Source organism: Paenibacillus sp. DP01, from assembly GCF_044784315.1.
GTDB classification, from domain to species: Bacteria; Bacillota; Bacilli; order Paenibacillales; family Paenibacillaceae; genus Paenibacillus; species Paenibacillus polymyxa.
Genome location: NZ_CP173059.1, coordinates 4,124,006 through 4,137,793 on the forward strand (window position 1 = coordinate 4,124,006; position 13,788 = coordinate 4,137,793).

The window sequence follows — 13,788 nt, forward strand, 5'->3', positions numbered from 1 at the left end:
GCAAATACCATAATGAATGGGTCATTCTGTAAACTAACTCTCTCTTTTAACCGATAAATACATATGCTGGATTTATAATTCCTCTTTTTAAACACAACTACAGAAGGAGACACCTATGGAAAATATCGTGACATACGGTCATATCGAAATCATGCCTTATGAGTTCGTCCGCCTTCATGAACTTAAAATCTTGAAAACAGTCAATGACCATGCCCGAATGATCTGTACAGGCATCATCTCAGAGAAAAAGCGAGAGCTGTATGTACGTGCTTCTGACGAAGAAACCCAAGTCAAAGCTTTTGTTACAGACAAAAATGGCAATCGACAACCCCTTTTTCGAGGCATTGCCTTGGATGTGGAGGAAAAAGTCGTCCACGGGGTCCATTACCTGACCGTCGAAGCCATATCTCATACCTACGAGTTAGATATTAAGCGCCATCAACGCTCTTTCCAGAATCCTAACCTCACCTATACAGGACTGATTGAAAGTATTGTATCGGACTATTCCAAAGCAGAAGCGATGGATGTTGTGTCCCATAAGAAGCCCATCGGCACCTTTATCATGCAATATGATGAAACCGATTGGCAATTTCTGAAACGGATGGCTTCCCACTTTTACTCTCCGCTCATTCCTGCAGTGGGCTATGGAGTTCCCAAGTTTTATTTTGGTCTACCTATGGGACTCAGCAAGGGCGAAATACAATCTACCAATTATAAAGTCACCAAACGGGTCGCGGATTTTCAAACCGCCTCAGAGAACCATATCCCTGGCGTGCGTGATGCGGATTTTATCCAATATGAGGTCGAGACGGAGAAATTATTGGAACCTGGCTACGAAGTGACCTTTCGAGGTCATAAGTTGATTGTAGCTGAGGTGCTAACAGAGATGAAGGACGGGGTACTGACCCATAACGCCAAGCTGTCACCACGAAGCGGCTTACGTCCGATTAAAGACTACAATCGTTCCATTATCGGCGCTTCCATTCAGGGCAAGGTACTGAGCGTTCGCCGAGACAAAGTACGCGCCCAGCTCGATATGGACGATCAGCAAGATCCAAACACGGATTACTGGTTTCCCTACTCTACCATTTATGCCTCTGCGGATAACACGGGCTGGTATTGCATGCCTGAAGATGGAGACAGCATCCGCATCTATTTTCCCAGTTATAAGGAAGAAGAGGGATATGCGATCAGCTCAGTTAAAAGAGAACCACAACCTTCCGGGGGAAAATCTACTACTCCTGGACATGCCACAGCTTCTGCTTCGTCTGCTGGAACAAAGTCTTCTTCGGCACTGTCTGCGGCAGCTCCTGCGCCAGATCGAATGGCTGATCCTGCCATTAAGACGCTGCGAACCAAATACGGCAAAGAAATCATGCTCGCCCCAGATCAAATCGTTATTTCTGGCAATGGCATGTCCATTGTCATTAACGATAAAACGGGCATTGATATTGTAAGCGGAAAAAATGTGAGTATTAGCGCGGCTTCAGATATTGTAATGAGTTCCGGTAACATCCAGCTTTCCGCCGGAAAAATTGAGCTGTCTGGTAAAGGCAACACGATCACGTTGGATGACAAAACCACCTTCTCCGGCACGGAAATTAAGATGAACTAACGGAAGGTGAGAACTAGCAGATGAATAAACAAGCGGCATTACACCATTTTAAAGAGCATCATTTTACACCTTTGCTGGACATTCAGTTGGACAGGCTGGAAGCCATATTTCACCGCTACCAAGCTCAATTGATCTCCGACTTCAAAGAATCGTTCAGGGATTTGTGTATACACATTTTGAACATGCAGCAACAAGGTCAAAAAGAACCCATTGGATATATTCACTATTCGTTCTTACGCACTCAGATGCTAGAGCAATCCTACCTGTATATGGTCGAAGCTTATTCTGCTGAATGGTACGAAGATGATTCCGATTGCAAGTTAACCTATGACGCATCATGGGCTTATGGACCGATGAGTACCATGTTGGAAGCCTTGGAGCAGGAACGAAAAATATATATGGGGACGATCACTTCAGTGGACGTTGAACGATTGATGTTGGAATCCGCTCCTTTGTTTCACCAGTTTGTGAACTCCCTCCTGCGCTTAGGCATGGCAGAAGTGGTTCAAATGCCTGAGTATCTCGCTATTCATAAAGCTGATCGTGTAGTCATCCGAACGGGCGAATACATGGATATCAGCGAGAATCTATACGTCGAAGATCAGGAAGCACTTCTTGCAGATCATGTGAGAGAGCAATTGATTCACTCCAGTGAAGAAGAACCCTTTGTTTACGAAAACCTAAAGCGGCTCTCTCTTCCCCATCTTCAGCTGATGCAAAAAGATTTGCGTTATAACGATTTTAGCCTTAGTGACTTACGGGAAAGCCAGTTCCATACCTGTATATTAATCGGGAGCAGCTGGCAACGAGCAAATATAGAAGGAGCTAGCTTTCAGGGATGTTTACTGACCGACGCAGATTTTAGATATAGCAATCTAAAGGGTGTCCATTTCTGCGGTGCCAGCGGACAGCCTTATCGGGAACATGGAGTTCGGGTTCCGGGGTTATGTGGCCTTCATTTTGAACACTCCATCCTGGATGGGGCCGATTTTACGAATGTACATTCGTTTGAACATGCGTATTTTGAGGGGGCTTCGATGCAAGGAACCCTTGTCCCGCGAAGGTACCAACAGCATTGGAAACTAAGCGAAGCACAGTGTCAATCCATTATGTGGGCGGAATAAGGAGGAATATGTATGCGCCATTATTATGTGCTGGTCGATGATCATCGTGTATCCCGAAACATGGAACCGATGAATTTAGACCTTTTTAAAACGCCATTCGTTGGTATGCCTCCAGCTCAGGTTTTAGATATTCATGCGACAGAAGATGCCGAGTATACGGACTGGCTCCCGTTTTCAACCTCCCAACCACTATTTTCCGATCCTATGAAACAAATTCTAGAATTATACAATACACAAGCTCGTTTTAAGCAGGTGTATATCGTGAACCGGGAACCTAGCCGTCAGGAATTATATTGGATTTTATCCATTCCCTCTGTGGATGGCATTTCAGAGCAGACTGAATTTTATCCGCACGACCAAACCCTAAAACGACTTGTGCTGGATAGTCAAAAGGTGAATGGACACCATTTTTTCCGACTTTCCAACGTGAGAGAACCTTATTTCATCGTTAGCTTGGAAGCGGCTGAAAGCTTGCTGCGGCGGAGCTTGAGTGGTTTTCAGCTACAAAAGCTAGAACTCTTATAAGGAGGTTCAACCTTGACGGAGCATTGGGATGAATTTTTTTTAAAACTGCATCACCAACAAATATTGAAAGAGCAATTAAGTACAGCAGAAAACGATGAAAGCTGGATGATGATATCTATTGAAGAAGCGATGAAGGGAATTTCGAAAGGCTCACTAACGCTGGCAGATGGACAGGAAATTCGGTTTCAAACCCTTCCTGTCTTTGAAAATCAACTCACCATTTCTCTGCCTGACTCTCTTATTCCAGAAGTTCGAGCAGGACAGACGGTAGCTTCGTCGAAAAGCTTCGTTGTTCAGGACAAGCTGGGGGGAATCCTGTTCGGTCTGCACCAAAGCGGGCAAGCACTTGACCCTACGCAAATAGAAATCTATCAACAACAGCTGATTGAGCAAACGAGTCGCGCACAACCAAGTATGAAGCTTGTGGATGAAAAGGCTCTTTCTATTCAAGATACCATCATTGGCTGCTATGAAGCTATTTTTCTAGTTTCCCCCTCTCCCTATTATCAGATTGTCTTTGTGCGTTCCTGGCGTGGCAAAGCTGTGATCGGGAGTTGCCAATTTAAGCTGGAGGATGCTTCGCTCTGGGTCCCGTTAACCTATGCCATGCTGCACACTGCGACATGGTCGGAGCTTACTTGATTCTATACCTTTATCCAAGGAGGTACTTATATGTTTTTACCTTTACTTATTAAAGCTTTGGCCCAGGGGGCGCTCAGCGGAGAACATTCCTATGTGGTGAGAGGAGCCAAGTTACAGTGCAGTCAAGGTACAGACCCTGGTGTGCTTAATATGATGTACAGCCATGGTGTCTTCATTAAAGATAAGCCCGTTCTGAACGTGGACGATGCCATTTGTGGAGCCAATATTAGCAAAATCAATGCTTTTGGTCTGTGTAAATTGAAGCATGGTCTTCCTTGCGAACCTGAGATTGCATTTGGGTCCAAGTGGACCGGTGGGAAAGAAGATGTATTGATCGAGGGGGCACCCGCCTTACTCAACAATTCGACCTTAATGTGTAGCTGCCAAGATGTTCTGACTAATACGTTCAATTTCATGATAGACCCCAGTGATGATGGTACCCTCTCTTCTGCGATAGGACCTAGTGGTGGGGGCATCATCTCGATCATCGATGACGGGCAAGACAGTTGACTTTATCAAGCAAGGAGATTCAGGAATGAACATCGTAGCGAAAGACCGTTTTACCTATCAGCATCTACATGTTACCTGGCCCTATGGTAAGCTGCGTCTTCGTAATATCCATATGAGTCACGAGCTCGGAGAACATGCCAGGCTGAGGATCACGGGCGTCTTGGAAGGCAACCGGGCAGACACGATCATTGCCAAAGCGAGCAGCGACGACGAAGTTGAGCTATGGTATTCCGATGACAAAGATCAGAAGCATCCCTTATTCATAGGGCAACTATACTGCGTAGATGTGGAGCACACGCACCAGGAGGTCTTGGTGACCCTCGACATCATATCTCATAGTTTCAAACTGGATACGCAGCTCAAAAACCGTTCCTTTCAACATATCAATCAAAAGTATGCGGAGATTGTAGATGCAGTGCTGGCCGATTATAAAGGCTCGGATAAAATCGATGAAGCTTTTGAGAAAAAAGCGACAGGCCAGTTTATCATGCAATATCAGGAGACGGATTGGACTTTTTTAAAACGGCTGGCTTCGCATGTGGGAGCCCTGCTCGTCCCCAATATCGTTTCACACCATGCGCAAATTTGGATCGGAATCCCGCAAGCCAGGCAGCATATTCATTTGAAAGAGGTTCCTTTTTCGTTACAACGCAAGATCGCTCCCTATCTGGATCAGGAGGCGAACGGCTGGAGATCTGCAAACATCGGAGATTACACTCGGTATACCTTTGAGTGGGATCAAATGCTGCAATTGGGAGATGAAGTTGAACGCAATCACGAAACTTACGTCATCACCAAACGTGAGGGTCAATTGATTCGTGGCTTGATGACTTGGTCGTATGAATGTGCCCTGTCGGCGGGCTTGAAGGTCCCTAAAATCTATAATCGAACGATCATTGGCGCGGCTATCGAAGGAAAAATACTGGAGGTCAGCCGGAATCAGGTTCGGTTGCATCTGGATATAGACGGTCATCAAAATCCAAGGGATGCCCAGTGGTTCCCCTATTCTGCAGAAGGGAATCAGGTGTGGTATCTGATGCCGGAAAAGGGTGCACAGGTGAAGCTGTATTTTCCAAGTGCAGACGAAGACGATGCGATGGTCATACAATCGGTCCGAACGAAACCATCTAGTGTTGCTGTCTCTTCATCTCACGCAGCTCAAGGTGCGGTGATCGAATCACCTACAGAACGTCACCAGCGTAAAACAGCCGATCCTGGGGTTAAATCCTTTGCAAATCCACAAGGAAAAGAAATTTCCTTAGGGAACTCCGAGCTGTCGATGAGTGCGCAGGAAGGATCACTATACATCTCCATGAATACCCATAACGGTGTCAGCCTGAACAGCACCCAACGTGTACAAATTCAAGCCGCAGGCAGTCTTAGTCTTTCGGCAGGTAGTATTCTGCTGCAAGGAACCAACGGCTTACATTTGAATACAACAACGGATACGCTTGATTTGGAACAGGAAGTCAACAGCGTGAGTTCGGAAATCCAGCTTAAAGCTTCCCTCCATCAATACTACCCAGATCCGATCTTATCTGACTTTGAGAAACAAGTCGCTGAAAAGGGAATTCAAGGTGTAATGGGAGCTCGTGCTAAAGAAAACGTAGGTGCCACCCTCAAGGGAGAATGGGATGCGGGTTTGGAATTTATAGGCGGTGTATGGGACTCGGTTGTCGATATAGTGGATATGGGGACCATGGTAATGACCCCTCTTGTTATGCCGGGAAATTACACTGGTAAAGGTTTTCTGGAGCGCAATGAGACGCTCGAGGGCATTAAGAACGGTGCGAAGTTTGGCTGGAACTATATTGCCGATTCATTCCAAGGGAAGAAAACAAAGAAAGATGTGGTTCACGACCTTGAAACTGTATGGGATGGCATAAAAAGCATACCCGATCCGATTGAGCGAAAATTGAATAATTTCTTCCCTAATCCATTGACCGATACCAAACAGGAAAGTTACGATGCAGGATACGACAGTATCAAGGCCGTTGAACGTGTTGCAGACATTTATGCGTTTGTTAAAGGCGGCTCAAAGTTAGTTAGAAAGCTGGGAAAGGAGGAGCACCGGGGTTATTCGGAGATTCAGCAAAGACCGACTCTGCTCTGGCCAAAGTTGGGGATGGGAAGTTCAAAACGAATGCCATCCGTTTTCCAACCAATTTTGAATCCTTGGGGAGTTACTTGCAAAGTGTATCTAGAAAGATGAATATCCGTTTAACTAAAAGGTCACCCATCTTCGCAACTGCTGGAGGCCATTATCGGTTTCATGATCCTGGTCCTGACATCCCACATTCTAAAGGTTCTGGTGCAAAGATTTCACTTGAGAGACAAAAGCAGATTGATGCGTTAGAATCAGGAGAGTACACGGGTAAGAGCACTAAGGGAACGGGTAATGTTCCTGAATCAATACCTACCCTTAAAAAGATTGATTGGAATGAATACAAGCGTGTAGATGATTATAAACCCACATTTATGGATGAATTTCAAGAAAAAGAATATAAAGCTGCAACAAAGGATTATGATGATATTAGAAGTGTTGGTATGACTGATATTGAACAGGTTGCAAAAAATACTGGTATGACAATAGAAGAAATTAGGGCTATGAAACAACACATGTTTTTTGATACACATAAAATCCCTTTAGATAATCAAAGTTATCGAGTTGGCCACTTTACTCCTGATTTAGAAGTTGGGTTTATATGGAAAGAAGCACAAAAAGGTGAGCTGGATCCAAAACAAAAAAAGTGGTTTCAAGAGTTAGCTAAACATGAATTAACTGAAAGTGAAAAAATGAAACAAGGCTACCCATATAAAAATCCTGGTTCGTATCAAAAAGATAGTGATGATTTTGGTTCAGATCCTCCTGGTGCACATGATGTAGCTTCTGATCAACCTTCCTTTGAACTCCCTGGAGGATATGAATATTATGCGAAAAAAGTTCTTGGGCAATAAAAATAGAGAAGATGGAGCGAAATAATTGATGGAAAATTTTAATCAGGCAATTAAGCGTATTTCTGCAATAGATTGGAGTTGTATTGGAAACAAACAAGCAAGATCACATGTTCATTTGAGTAAAGAATACTTAAGAAGAGCATCAATGTTTTTCCAATATTATCCTGGTCCTTGTCGGTATCCTTTTATTATCATTTCAAATTCGATAACTAAGTCACAAGTGAGTGTTGATGAATTACAAATACTAAAGGAAATTGACAATAGTTATGTTAGAGAAATTGTTACCAGTTATATAGAGTTAAACGCACTCATTGATGAAGGAAATCAAATTGCTATTGATAATAAAGATTTGTTTGAGCCAGCAATAAAGCTATATGAAAGAGGTGGCCTTTTCTTTATAAGGGGCGGTTATTTGAATGTAGTTGGTGCTACTGATTTTCTTTCGCTTGCAAATCGAGTTAAAAGGGAACCACTTGATATAAGTGATGAAATCTTGGATGCACTTGACAATGAACGTATAGAGTAACCATTTTTACATTTTTTCGTTTAGGTGGACTCCCCAGTGCTGAGTAAGTCATCTGCTCTACCAAAGACTTATATAGCTCATGTAATACCCGTATAAAGACTTTTCTTGTTTCTTAAACACACATTGATGATTAAAAGCATAACCTTCAAAAAACTAAAGTCTTACAATAAACAGGTCGATTATGGTCAGAGGTCACCATGATTGACCTGTGTTTTATGCTTTCACTTATTTCTCGTTTGCTGAAATTTCATTAATATATTCTAAAATTTCCCCAAATAAAATTCGCTATATAAAATGCATTTTACGAAAAATGAGGGAGATAACTTAGAAATATTCGAGAATATTCTGAATGAATTATCCCTTGAAGGAACGAATGATATAATTCTCAGTCTCTGTACAGTTTTTGAAGATGAAGTCGCTTAACCGTCAGCTGATGATTATCTAATCGAAACTATATTCTATATTATAAAACGTAATAACTTAGAGGAAGGCTTGCACAAACTGGCTCTAGGCACTATCAAGATGTTACCCCATGCGGAATTTTGGGCAGAGAGAATCCACCAGACACTTTTAAATTCAAAAGATTTAGTATTTTCTTATGGTAAAGTTTTGGGCAAATTAGAAAGTCCGACTAAACAGAAGATTAAAGAAATTTTAATAATGATTAAGGATGACGATACAGATTTATATTTGGAAAGGGCTAATTTCCTCTTAGAAAAATTAGATGAATAAAGATTAATATGGTCGAGTATAAATTCTTGCGAGATAAGGTGATATTGCTATGAGTTTACCAAAGATTATTTTGGGGATACCTGGTTATTGGGAAACAAGAGATGAATTTATAGAGGCAATGGCTCGAAAGGGAAACGGTTTTATATATGCAGGTAGCCATATCGGAAACCTTAATAATCCAAAAGATTTCTTTGACGTAGAAATGAGTGAATATAATCCTTATGTTGCAGAAGCTTTCGAGGTAGCTGGAAATGGCTCATTTAAAAGGGAACACATTGATCAATTAAATGAACATAGAAGTATCGTCTATCTTTTGGGTGAGGGTGGTTCTATAGAAAAAGTTTTGGATATTATGGAGGTTGCTAGTGCAGTATTGCATGCAGGAGGAATGGCTATAAATGTTGAATCTTCTGGAAGGGCAAGTACTAAAGAGGAATGGTTAGAAATAACAAGTAGTAGAGACATTGCTCAAGTTTTTACTGCGTTTATTCAAATGTCCCGTGAAGAAAACACATTTTACACTACTGGTATGCACAGCTTTGGTTATCCTGATGTACAAACAACCTCTGAAGACATAACTGGCTCGGAAGTGTCCACATTATTCAGGATATTTTGTTTATATAACCTTGTAGAAGCTCCAAGGATCACTGATGGAGAAACATTTAGTACAGATCCAAGATCTCCAATCTATTTATTAAAGCATAAAGAATGTACAATGTTTGAGGAAGAAGATCCATTCTATAATCCATTCGGAGTATGGAATTTAATTCGAAATCACCGCTCTAACAATTAAATTTTTCATTTGATACCCAGTTATACTTAATAAATTCTTAAAGGCTTATTCCACTTAATATTATTAGGAGGAATAAGCCTTTATTTTGTTCAAGATCAGCAACTAATAACTAGCCCTCCAACCGCCACAAACTAAACTCACAAAAAAATGCCCCCTAGCATTCATCGGACAAACCAAGAGGCTTGTTCCAATGTCTACACTAGGGGGTGCTCTTCTAATCAGGGGAATTTGCTTTACCCTTTAACCGACCCGGCTGCGATTCCTTCCACAATCCGGTCACTCATAATGAGGAACACGAGCAAAATGGGCAAAATGCTGATCATCAACGTGGCTCCGATTGCTCCCCAGTCGGTCGTATATTGACCGATAAAGTTTTGAACGCCGACGGTCAGTGTTTTATTTTCGTCTGAGCTGATGAACGTATTGACGAAAATAAACTCATTCCAGTTGTAGATCATGTTAATAATAGACGTCGTTGCCATGACTGGGGTGGTCATGGGCAGCACAATTCGGAAGAACATCCGGTTTACAGAGCAGCCGTCCATAACGGCCGCTTCTTCCACTTCACGGGGCAGGGCGTAATAGAAGCCCAGCAAAATCATCATCGTGGTCGGTAGATTAAAAGCGACATACGACAGGATGATGGATACTGAAGTGTCTGTTAAGTGCAGTTTGAGAAACATACTGAATAGCGGGATCAAGGTCGAATGGACCGGAATCATGAGTCCGACCATAAAGAGCCCGAGGACCAGTTGGCTTCCTTTCCAACGCATCCGTGTAATGGCAAACGTTACAAAACTGGCGAGCAGCACGGTCAGCGCCACGGATATAACCGTAATCCATACACTATTGAAGAAATACCGCCCGATATTGCCACTGGTCCACACATTCATATAGTTTTCCCAATGCGGCTGAGACGGGAACGCGAACGGTGGAAGGTTAAACACTTCCTGATTATTTTTAAGCGAGAAAAGCATCAGCCATACCAATGGTAAAAGCTGCGTCACCGCCAAGATGATCAAAAGTATATACAAAGCGGCATAACCGACCCGAGTTAACAGTTTGCCGCGGGTAGCGACTCCAAGCGGATAGTTGGCGGCTGCCTGGGTTTTCATATCCGTTCCTCCCTCTTCCTGTCCTTTGTTACCCCTGATCTAATTACATGAATGTCCTATGAATACTGGATGGTGTCACTAGTAGCGGTCACCTTACGAATCACCCACGTAGCAATCAGGCAGATGAGCAGCAAAGCAAAGGCTGTAGCGCTGCCATATCCGAAATCGAAGCTGCGGAACGCCTGGTGGTACATGTACGAAGCCATCACTTCACTGGCTCCGTTCGGCCCACCGTCCGTCATGACGTAGATCAGGTCAAAATATTTGAGCGAGCCGACAATGGACAATATGATCGTCACGTTAATTACCTCGCGCAGCAGAGGCAATTTGATACGAGTCGCAATCTGCCAGGCACTGGCTCCGTCGATCCGTGCAGCTTCCATCAGCGTTTCGGGAATGTTTTTCAGTCCGGCATAATAGATCAGGATATAAAAGCCTGCATATTGCCAAATAATCGGAATGAACAAGGCAAGCAGCACCAGAGACGGATTAGCTAACCACTCGGGTGGGTTGTGAACTCCGACTGACGCCAGCAAAGAATTCAGCACTCCGTTGGTCGGATGATACATTTTGAGCCACAGTTGAGCGATCGCTACAGAAGACAGCAGCATGGGAATCAGATAAATTTTCCGCAGCAGGTTCGCTCCCTTGATTTTTCCTGACAAAATCATCGCAACAACCAGATAACCGATCAGACTGATACCTGAAAACAAGGCCAACAGCAGCGAATGCCAGGCACTTTGCCAAAACGCCGTGTCTGTAAACAGATGTTGATAGTTGTCCAGCCCTACGAAAGTCATAGGGCCGATTCCATTCCACTGATTCAGACCGTAATAGCCGGTCAGTACGATGGGCACATAAATCACGGCGAATAACAACAGCAGTGAAGGCAACACATAGAGAGCAATGACGAGCTTATTGGACATGACCTTTTCCACGGTCAGACCTCCTTAGGTGGTCAATTTTCAATTTCCTTTCTCAATGGCAGCCTTATGCTGATCGGCAAATTGCTGCGGTGTCACCGCTTTACCAAACAACGCCTGAATCATATTCAAATGCACTTGTGCCGCATTCGGCTTCATCTGAACATCAGCGAATAATGTAATGTTGCTGGCTTCGTTCAGCCCATTCAGCAGATCGACATACAGCTTGGGCAATTTTTCTTTGGAGGTATCCACTTTTGTCGCTGGAATAACGCCTGCCTGTGTGACCGATTGCTCTCCCCATTTTTCTACGAAGTATTCAACGAATGCTTTGGCTTCTTCTTTCACTTTGGAATTTTCCGAAACGAACAAGCCTACTCCCGGACCTCCTACCCAACTGTTCTCGTCGCCCTTGCCGCCTGCAACCATCGGGAATTTAAAGAAGCCAATTTGATCTTTAAACGCTTGCGGGATTTCGGGATTAGTCGTAAAATTCGGCAACTCCCAGGTAGCCATCAAATACATCGCCGCTTTGTCGTTCATAAACTCGGATTTTCCTTCATCATTGGACAAGCCGTTAAATCCTTTGTTAAAGGCATTCATATCCACCAGCGTCTGAATTTCGGAGGCCGCCTGAATTAAACCAGGGTCATCGAACGATCCTGAGCCGTCAATTGCTTTTTTCAGCGTTTCGCTACCTGCTATACGGTCTGCCAGATACATGTACCAAAGCGAACCCGTCCAGCGATCTTTATTGCCCAATGCAATCGGTGCAACTCCATGATCTACGAGTGTTTTCACCACCTGCTTAAATTCATCAAATGTCGCAGGTACCTTCAAGTTGTATTTTTGGAATATGGCTTTGTTGTAATAAATGGGTGTTATGTTCAATTCGATCGGAAGCGCATACGTTTTGCCATCCAGCGCATAGGCATCGGTCGTTCCCGGTACGAATTTGTCCTTCAGCTTGGAACCTTGCAGCAGGTCATCCATCGGCGTAAATAATCCGCCTTTAACGTAAGGCTCCATGAAGCCCGCTGCCCAGGTGATACCGATATCTGGCAATTCATTGGAAGCTGATAGCACTTTGAGTTTGTTTTTGTATTGTTCATTTTCCAGCACTTCCTGCTGAATGACGACATTCGGATGATCCTTTTGGTATTGATCTATAATCTGAGTTACAAGCTTGCTTTGCTGTGCCGAGCTTCCCTCTGGCCACAGGTGCATCATTTTGAGCGTAACCTTGCCCCCTGCTCCACTGGAACCGCCTTGACCATCCTTACCAACACCACAACCGGACAGCACTAGCATGAATGACAGCAGCAGGGTCAACCCAGCAACCCATTTTCGATGTGAGCGCTTACGAACTGAATACTTGTTGGACATCGTTAGACCTCCGTTATTGTAATTATATTTTTTGTAACCGTTATCATTTGTAAGTTTAGCACTGTATTTCTGCTTCCAACAGGGTACGCTCATTGGGTATAATTCCACTTTTATTGGGTTGTGAGCAGCTTATATGTCAGTCGATATTCTCCGGTCCTTTACGCATCTGCTGCCTATAGCGGCTGGGACTTACCCCCTCGGTCGCTTTGAATACTTTAATAAAATATTTATCTGTCCGGTAGCCTGAGCGCTCGCCGATCTGGGCAATCGTCAACTGGGTATGCAGCAGCAACTCCTTGGCCCGTTGAATCCGCAACCGGTGCAGATATTCGCTGAAGGACAAACCACTTTGCTCCTTAAATAAAACACTAAAATAGCTCGCATTCAGGTGTGAATGCGCCGCAGTCTGTGCCATCGTAATGGGCTCGTGTAGATGCTCCGCCATATAGGCGAAGGCTCGCCGTACCGGATCGCTAAGCGTAGTCGCTTGGAGGTCAAGCTCCAGCAGAACAGGGTCAGCCAGCTTGTCCAGCTTCTTGTATCGCTGCCGTTCCTCTTCCAGCTGAAGCGCCTCATTTACCGCATTCAGTAGCTCCTGCTTATCAATCGGCTTGAGCAAGTAATTAACGGCTCCGAGACGAAGCGCCTGCTGGACATAATCAAATTCCGCATATCCCGAGATCACAATAATCGCCGGACGATATGACTCCCGTTCCAAAGAACGAATTAAATCCAGCCCGCTGAATTCCGGCAAACGGACATCTGTAATCAGCAGATGAACCCTCTCCGCTTGCAGCATATGTAATGCCTCCAGGCCATTCCCCGATGTCATAATTCGGTATTTCCCGGAGGCCCACTGCTCCAGTGTCTGATGTATCCCCTGACGTGTTCTTTGTTCATCGTCCACAATAACAATGGTCTTGGATGAAAAACGCATTC

General features: G+C 44.0%; 14 protein-coding genes. 10 read left to right on the forward strand and 4 right to left on the reverse strand.

Annotation, left to right across the window (positions count from 1 at the left end; genetic code table 11):
• Window positions 1–115: 115 nt before the first annotated feature.
• The 10 genes from ACH59B_RS18075 to ACH59B_RS18120 all read left to right on the forward strand — a co-directional run bounded on the left by ACH59B_RS18075 (window position 116) and on the right by ACH59B_RS18120 (window position 9,425).
• The gene (locus tag ACH59B_RS18075; RefSeq protein ID WP_031461992.1) at window positions 116–1,615 is read left to right on the forward strand and encodes a hypothetical protein; all 1,500 of its coding nucleotides are present in this window, start codon (window positions 116–118) and stop codon (window positions 1,613–1,615) included.
• 20 nt (window positions 1,616–1,635) lie between these two features.
• Window positions 1,636–2,739, forward strand: a complete 1,104-nt coding sequence (locus ACH59B_RS18080; protein ID WP_045244279.1) for a pentapeptide repeat-containing protein — start codon at window positions 1,636–1,638, stop codon at window positions 2,737–2,739.
• A gap of 12 nt (window positions 2,740–2,751) precedes the next feature.
• Window positions 2,752–3,264, forward strand: coding sequence for an imm11 family protein (locus ACH59B_RS18085; RefSeq protein ID WP_044787571.1), 513 nt, complete (start codon window positions 2,752–2,754; stop codon window positions 3,262–3,264).
• A gap of 12 nt (window positions 3,265–3,276) precedes the next feature.
• A complete protein-coding gene (locus ACH59B_RS18090; protein WP_044787572.1) occupies window positions 3,277–3,906 on the forward strand; it encodes a hypothetical protein in 630 nt (209 codons plus the stop codon).
• Between the two features lie 30 nt (window positions 3,907–3,936).
• Entirely contained in the window at window positions 3,937–4,416 is a 480-nt protein-coding gene (locus ACH59B_RS18095) for a DUF4280 domain-containing protein (RefSeq protein ID WP_031461996.1), read from the forward strand.
• A 25-nt stretch (window positions 4,417–4,441) separates the two neighbouring features.
• Complete coding sequence (locus ACH59B_RS18100) at window positions 4,442–6,628, forward strand: contractile injection system protein, VgrG/Pvc8 family (protein WP_404302292.1); 2,187 nt, start codon at window positions 4,442–4,444, stop codon at window positions 6,626–6,628.
• Complete coding sequence (locus tag ACH59B_RS18105) at window positions 6,604–7,374, forward strand: hypothetical protein (protein ID WP_404302294.1); 771 nt, start codon at window positions 6,604–6,606, stop codon at window positions 7,372–7,374. The genes ACH59B_RS18100 and ACH59B_RS18105 overlap by 25 nt, the downstream gene beginning before the upstream one ends.
• Before the next feature lie 28 nt (window positions 7,375–7,402).
• The gene (locus ACH59B_RS18110) at window positions 7,403–7,900 is read left to right on the forward strand and encodes a hypothetical protein (RefSeq protein WP_045244278.1); all 498 of its coding nucleotides are present in this window, start codon (window positions 7,403–7,405) and stop codon (window positions 7,898–7,900) included.
• A 492-nt stretch (window positions 7,901–8,392) separates the two neighbouring features.
• Window positions 8,393–8,632: a hypothetical protein gene (locus ACH59B_RS18115; RefSeq protein ID WP_230681862.1), complete on the forward strand. Its 240-nt coding sequence runs from the start codon at window positions 8,393–8,395 to the stop codon at window positions 8,630–8,632.
• Window positions 8,633–8,681: 49 nt separating this feature from the next.
• Window positions 8,682–9,425, forward strand: a complete 744-nt coding sequence (locus tag ACH59B_RS18120) for a DUF4261 domain-containing protein (RefSeq protein WP_045244277.1) — start codon at window positions 8,682–8,684, stop codon at window positions 9,423–9,425.
• Between the two features lie 233 nt (window positions 9,426–9,658).
• On the opposite strand, the gene ACH59B_RS18125 is transcribed toward ACH59B_RS18120, so the two are convergent.
• From ACH59B_RS18125 to ACH59B_RS18140, 4 genes are all read right to left on the reverse strand, one after another.
• Window positions 9,659–10,540 carry a carbohydrate ABC transporter permease gene (locus tag ACH59B_RS18125; protein ID WP_103042547.1) on the reverse strand — a complete coding sequence of 294 codons (882 nt, stop codon included), beginning with the start codon at window positions 10,538–10,540 and terminating at the stop codon, window positions 9,659–9,661.
• 56 nt (window positions 10,541–10,596) lie between these two features.
• On the reverse strand, window positions 10,597–11,478 hold the full coding sequence (locus tag ACH59B_RS18130; protein ID WP_103042548.1) for a carbohydrate ABC transporter permease: 882 nt from the start codon (window positions 11,476–11,478) through the stop codon (window positions 10,597–10,599).
• A 27-nt stretch (window positions 11,479–11,505) separates the two neighbouring features.
• Window positions 11,506–12,849 (reverse strand): extracellular solute-binding protein, encoded by a 1,344-nt coding sequence (locus ACH59B_RS18135; protein WP_017426799.1) that lies wholly within the window; start codon window positions 12,847–12,849, stop codon window positions 11,506–11,508.
• A gap of 136 nt (window positions 12,850–12,985) precedes the next feature.
• Window positions 12,986–13,786 carry a response regulator gene (locus tag ACH59B_RS18140; protein WP_090889765.1) on the reverse strand — a complete coding sequence of 267 codons (801 nt, stop codon included), beginning with the start codon at window positions 13,784–13,786 and terminating at the stop codon, window positions 12,986–12,988.
• Window positions 13,787–13,788: the final 2 nt, after the last annotated feature.

Bases quoted from the DNA above. Each gene is read 5' to 3' on its own strand.
- ACH59B_RS18075 (WP_031461992.1), top strand. From the start codon at position 116: ATGGAAAATATCGTGACATACGGTCATATCGAAATCATGCCTTATGAG.
- ACH59B_RS18080 (WP_045244279.1), top strand. From the start codon at position 1,636: ATGAATAAACAAGCGGCATTACACCATTTTAAAGAGCATCATTTTACA.
- ACH59B_RS18085 (WP_044787571.1), top strand. From the start codon at position 2,752: ATGCGCCATTATTATGTGCTGGTCGATGATCATCGTGTATCCCGAAAC.
- ACH59B_RS18095 (WP_031461996.1), top strand. From the start codon at position 3,937: ATGTTTTTACCTTTACTTATTAAAGCTTTGGCCCAGGGGGCGCTCAGC.
- ACH59B_RS18100 (WP_404302292.1), top strand. From the start codon at position 4,442: ATGAACATCGTAGCGAAAGACCGTTTTACCTATCAGCATCTACATGTT.
- ACH59B_RS18110 (WP_045244278.1), top strand. From the start codon at position 7,403: ATGGAAAATTTTAATCAGGCAATTAAGCGTATTTCTGCAATAGATTGG.
- ACH59B_RS18120 (WP_045244277.1), top strand. From the start codon at position 8,682: ATGAGTTTACCAAAGATTATTTTGGGGATACCTGGTTATTGGGAAACA.
- ACH59B_RS18125 (WP_103042547.1), bottom strand. From the start codon at position 10,540: ATGAAAACCCAGGCAGCCGCCAACTATCCGCTTGGAGTCGCTACCCGC.
- ACH59B_RS18135 (WP_017426799.1), bottom strand. From the start codon at position 12,849: ATGTCCAACAAGTATTCAGTTCGTAAGCGCTCACATCGAAAATGGGTT.
- ACH59B_RS18140 (WP_090889765.1), bottom strand. From the start codon at position 13,786: ATGCGTTTTTCATCCAAGACCATTGTTATTGTGGACGATGAACAAAGA.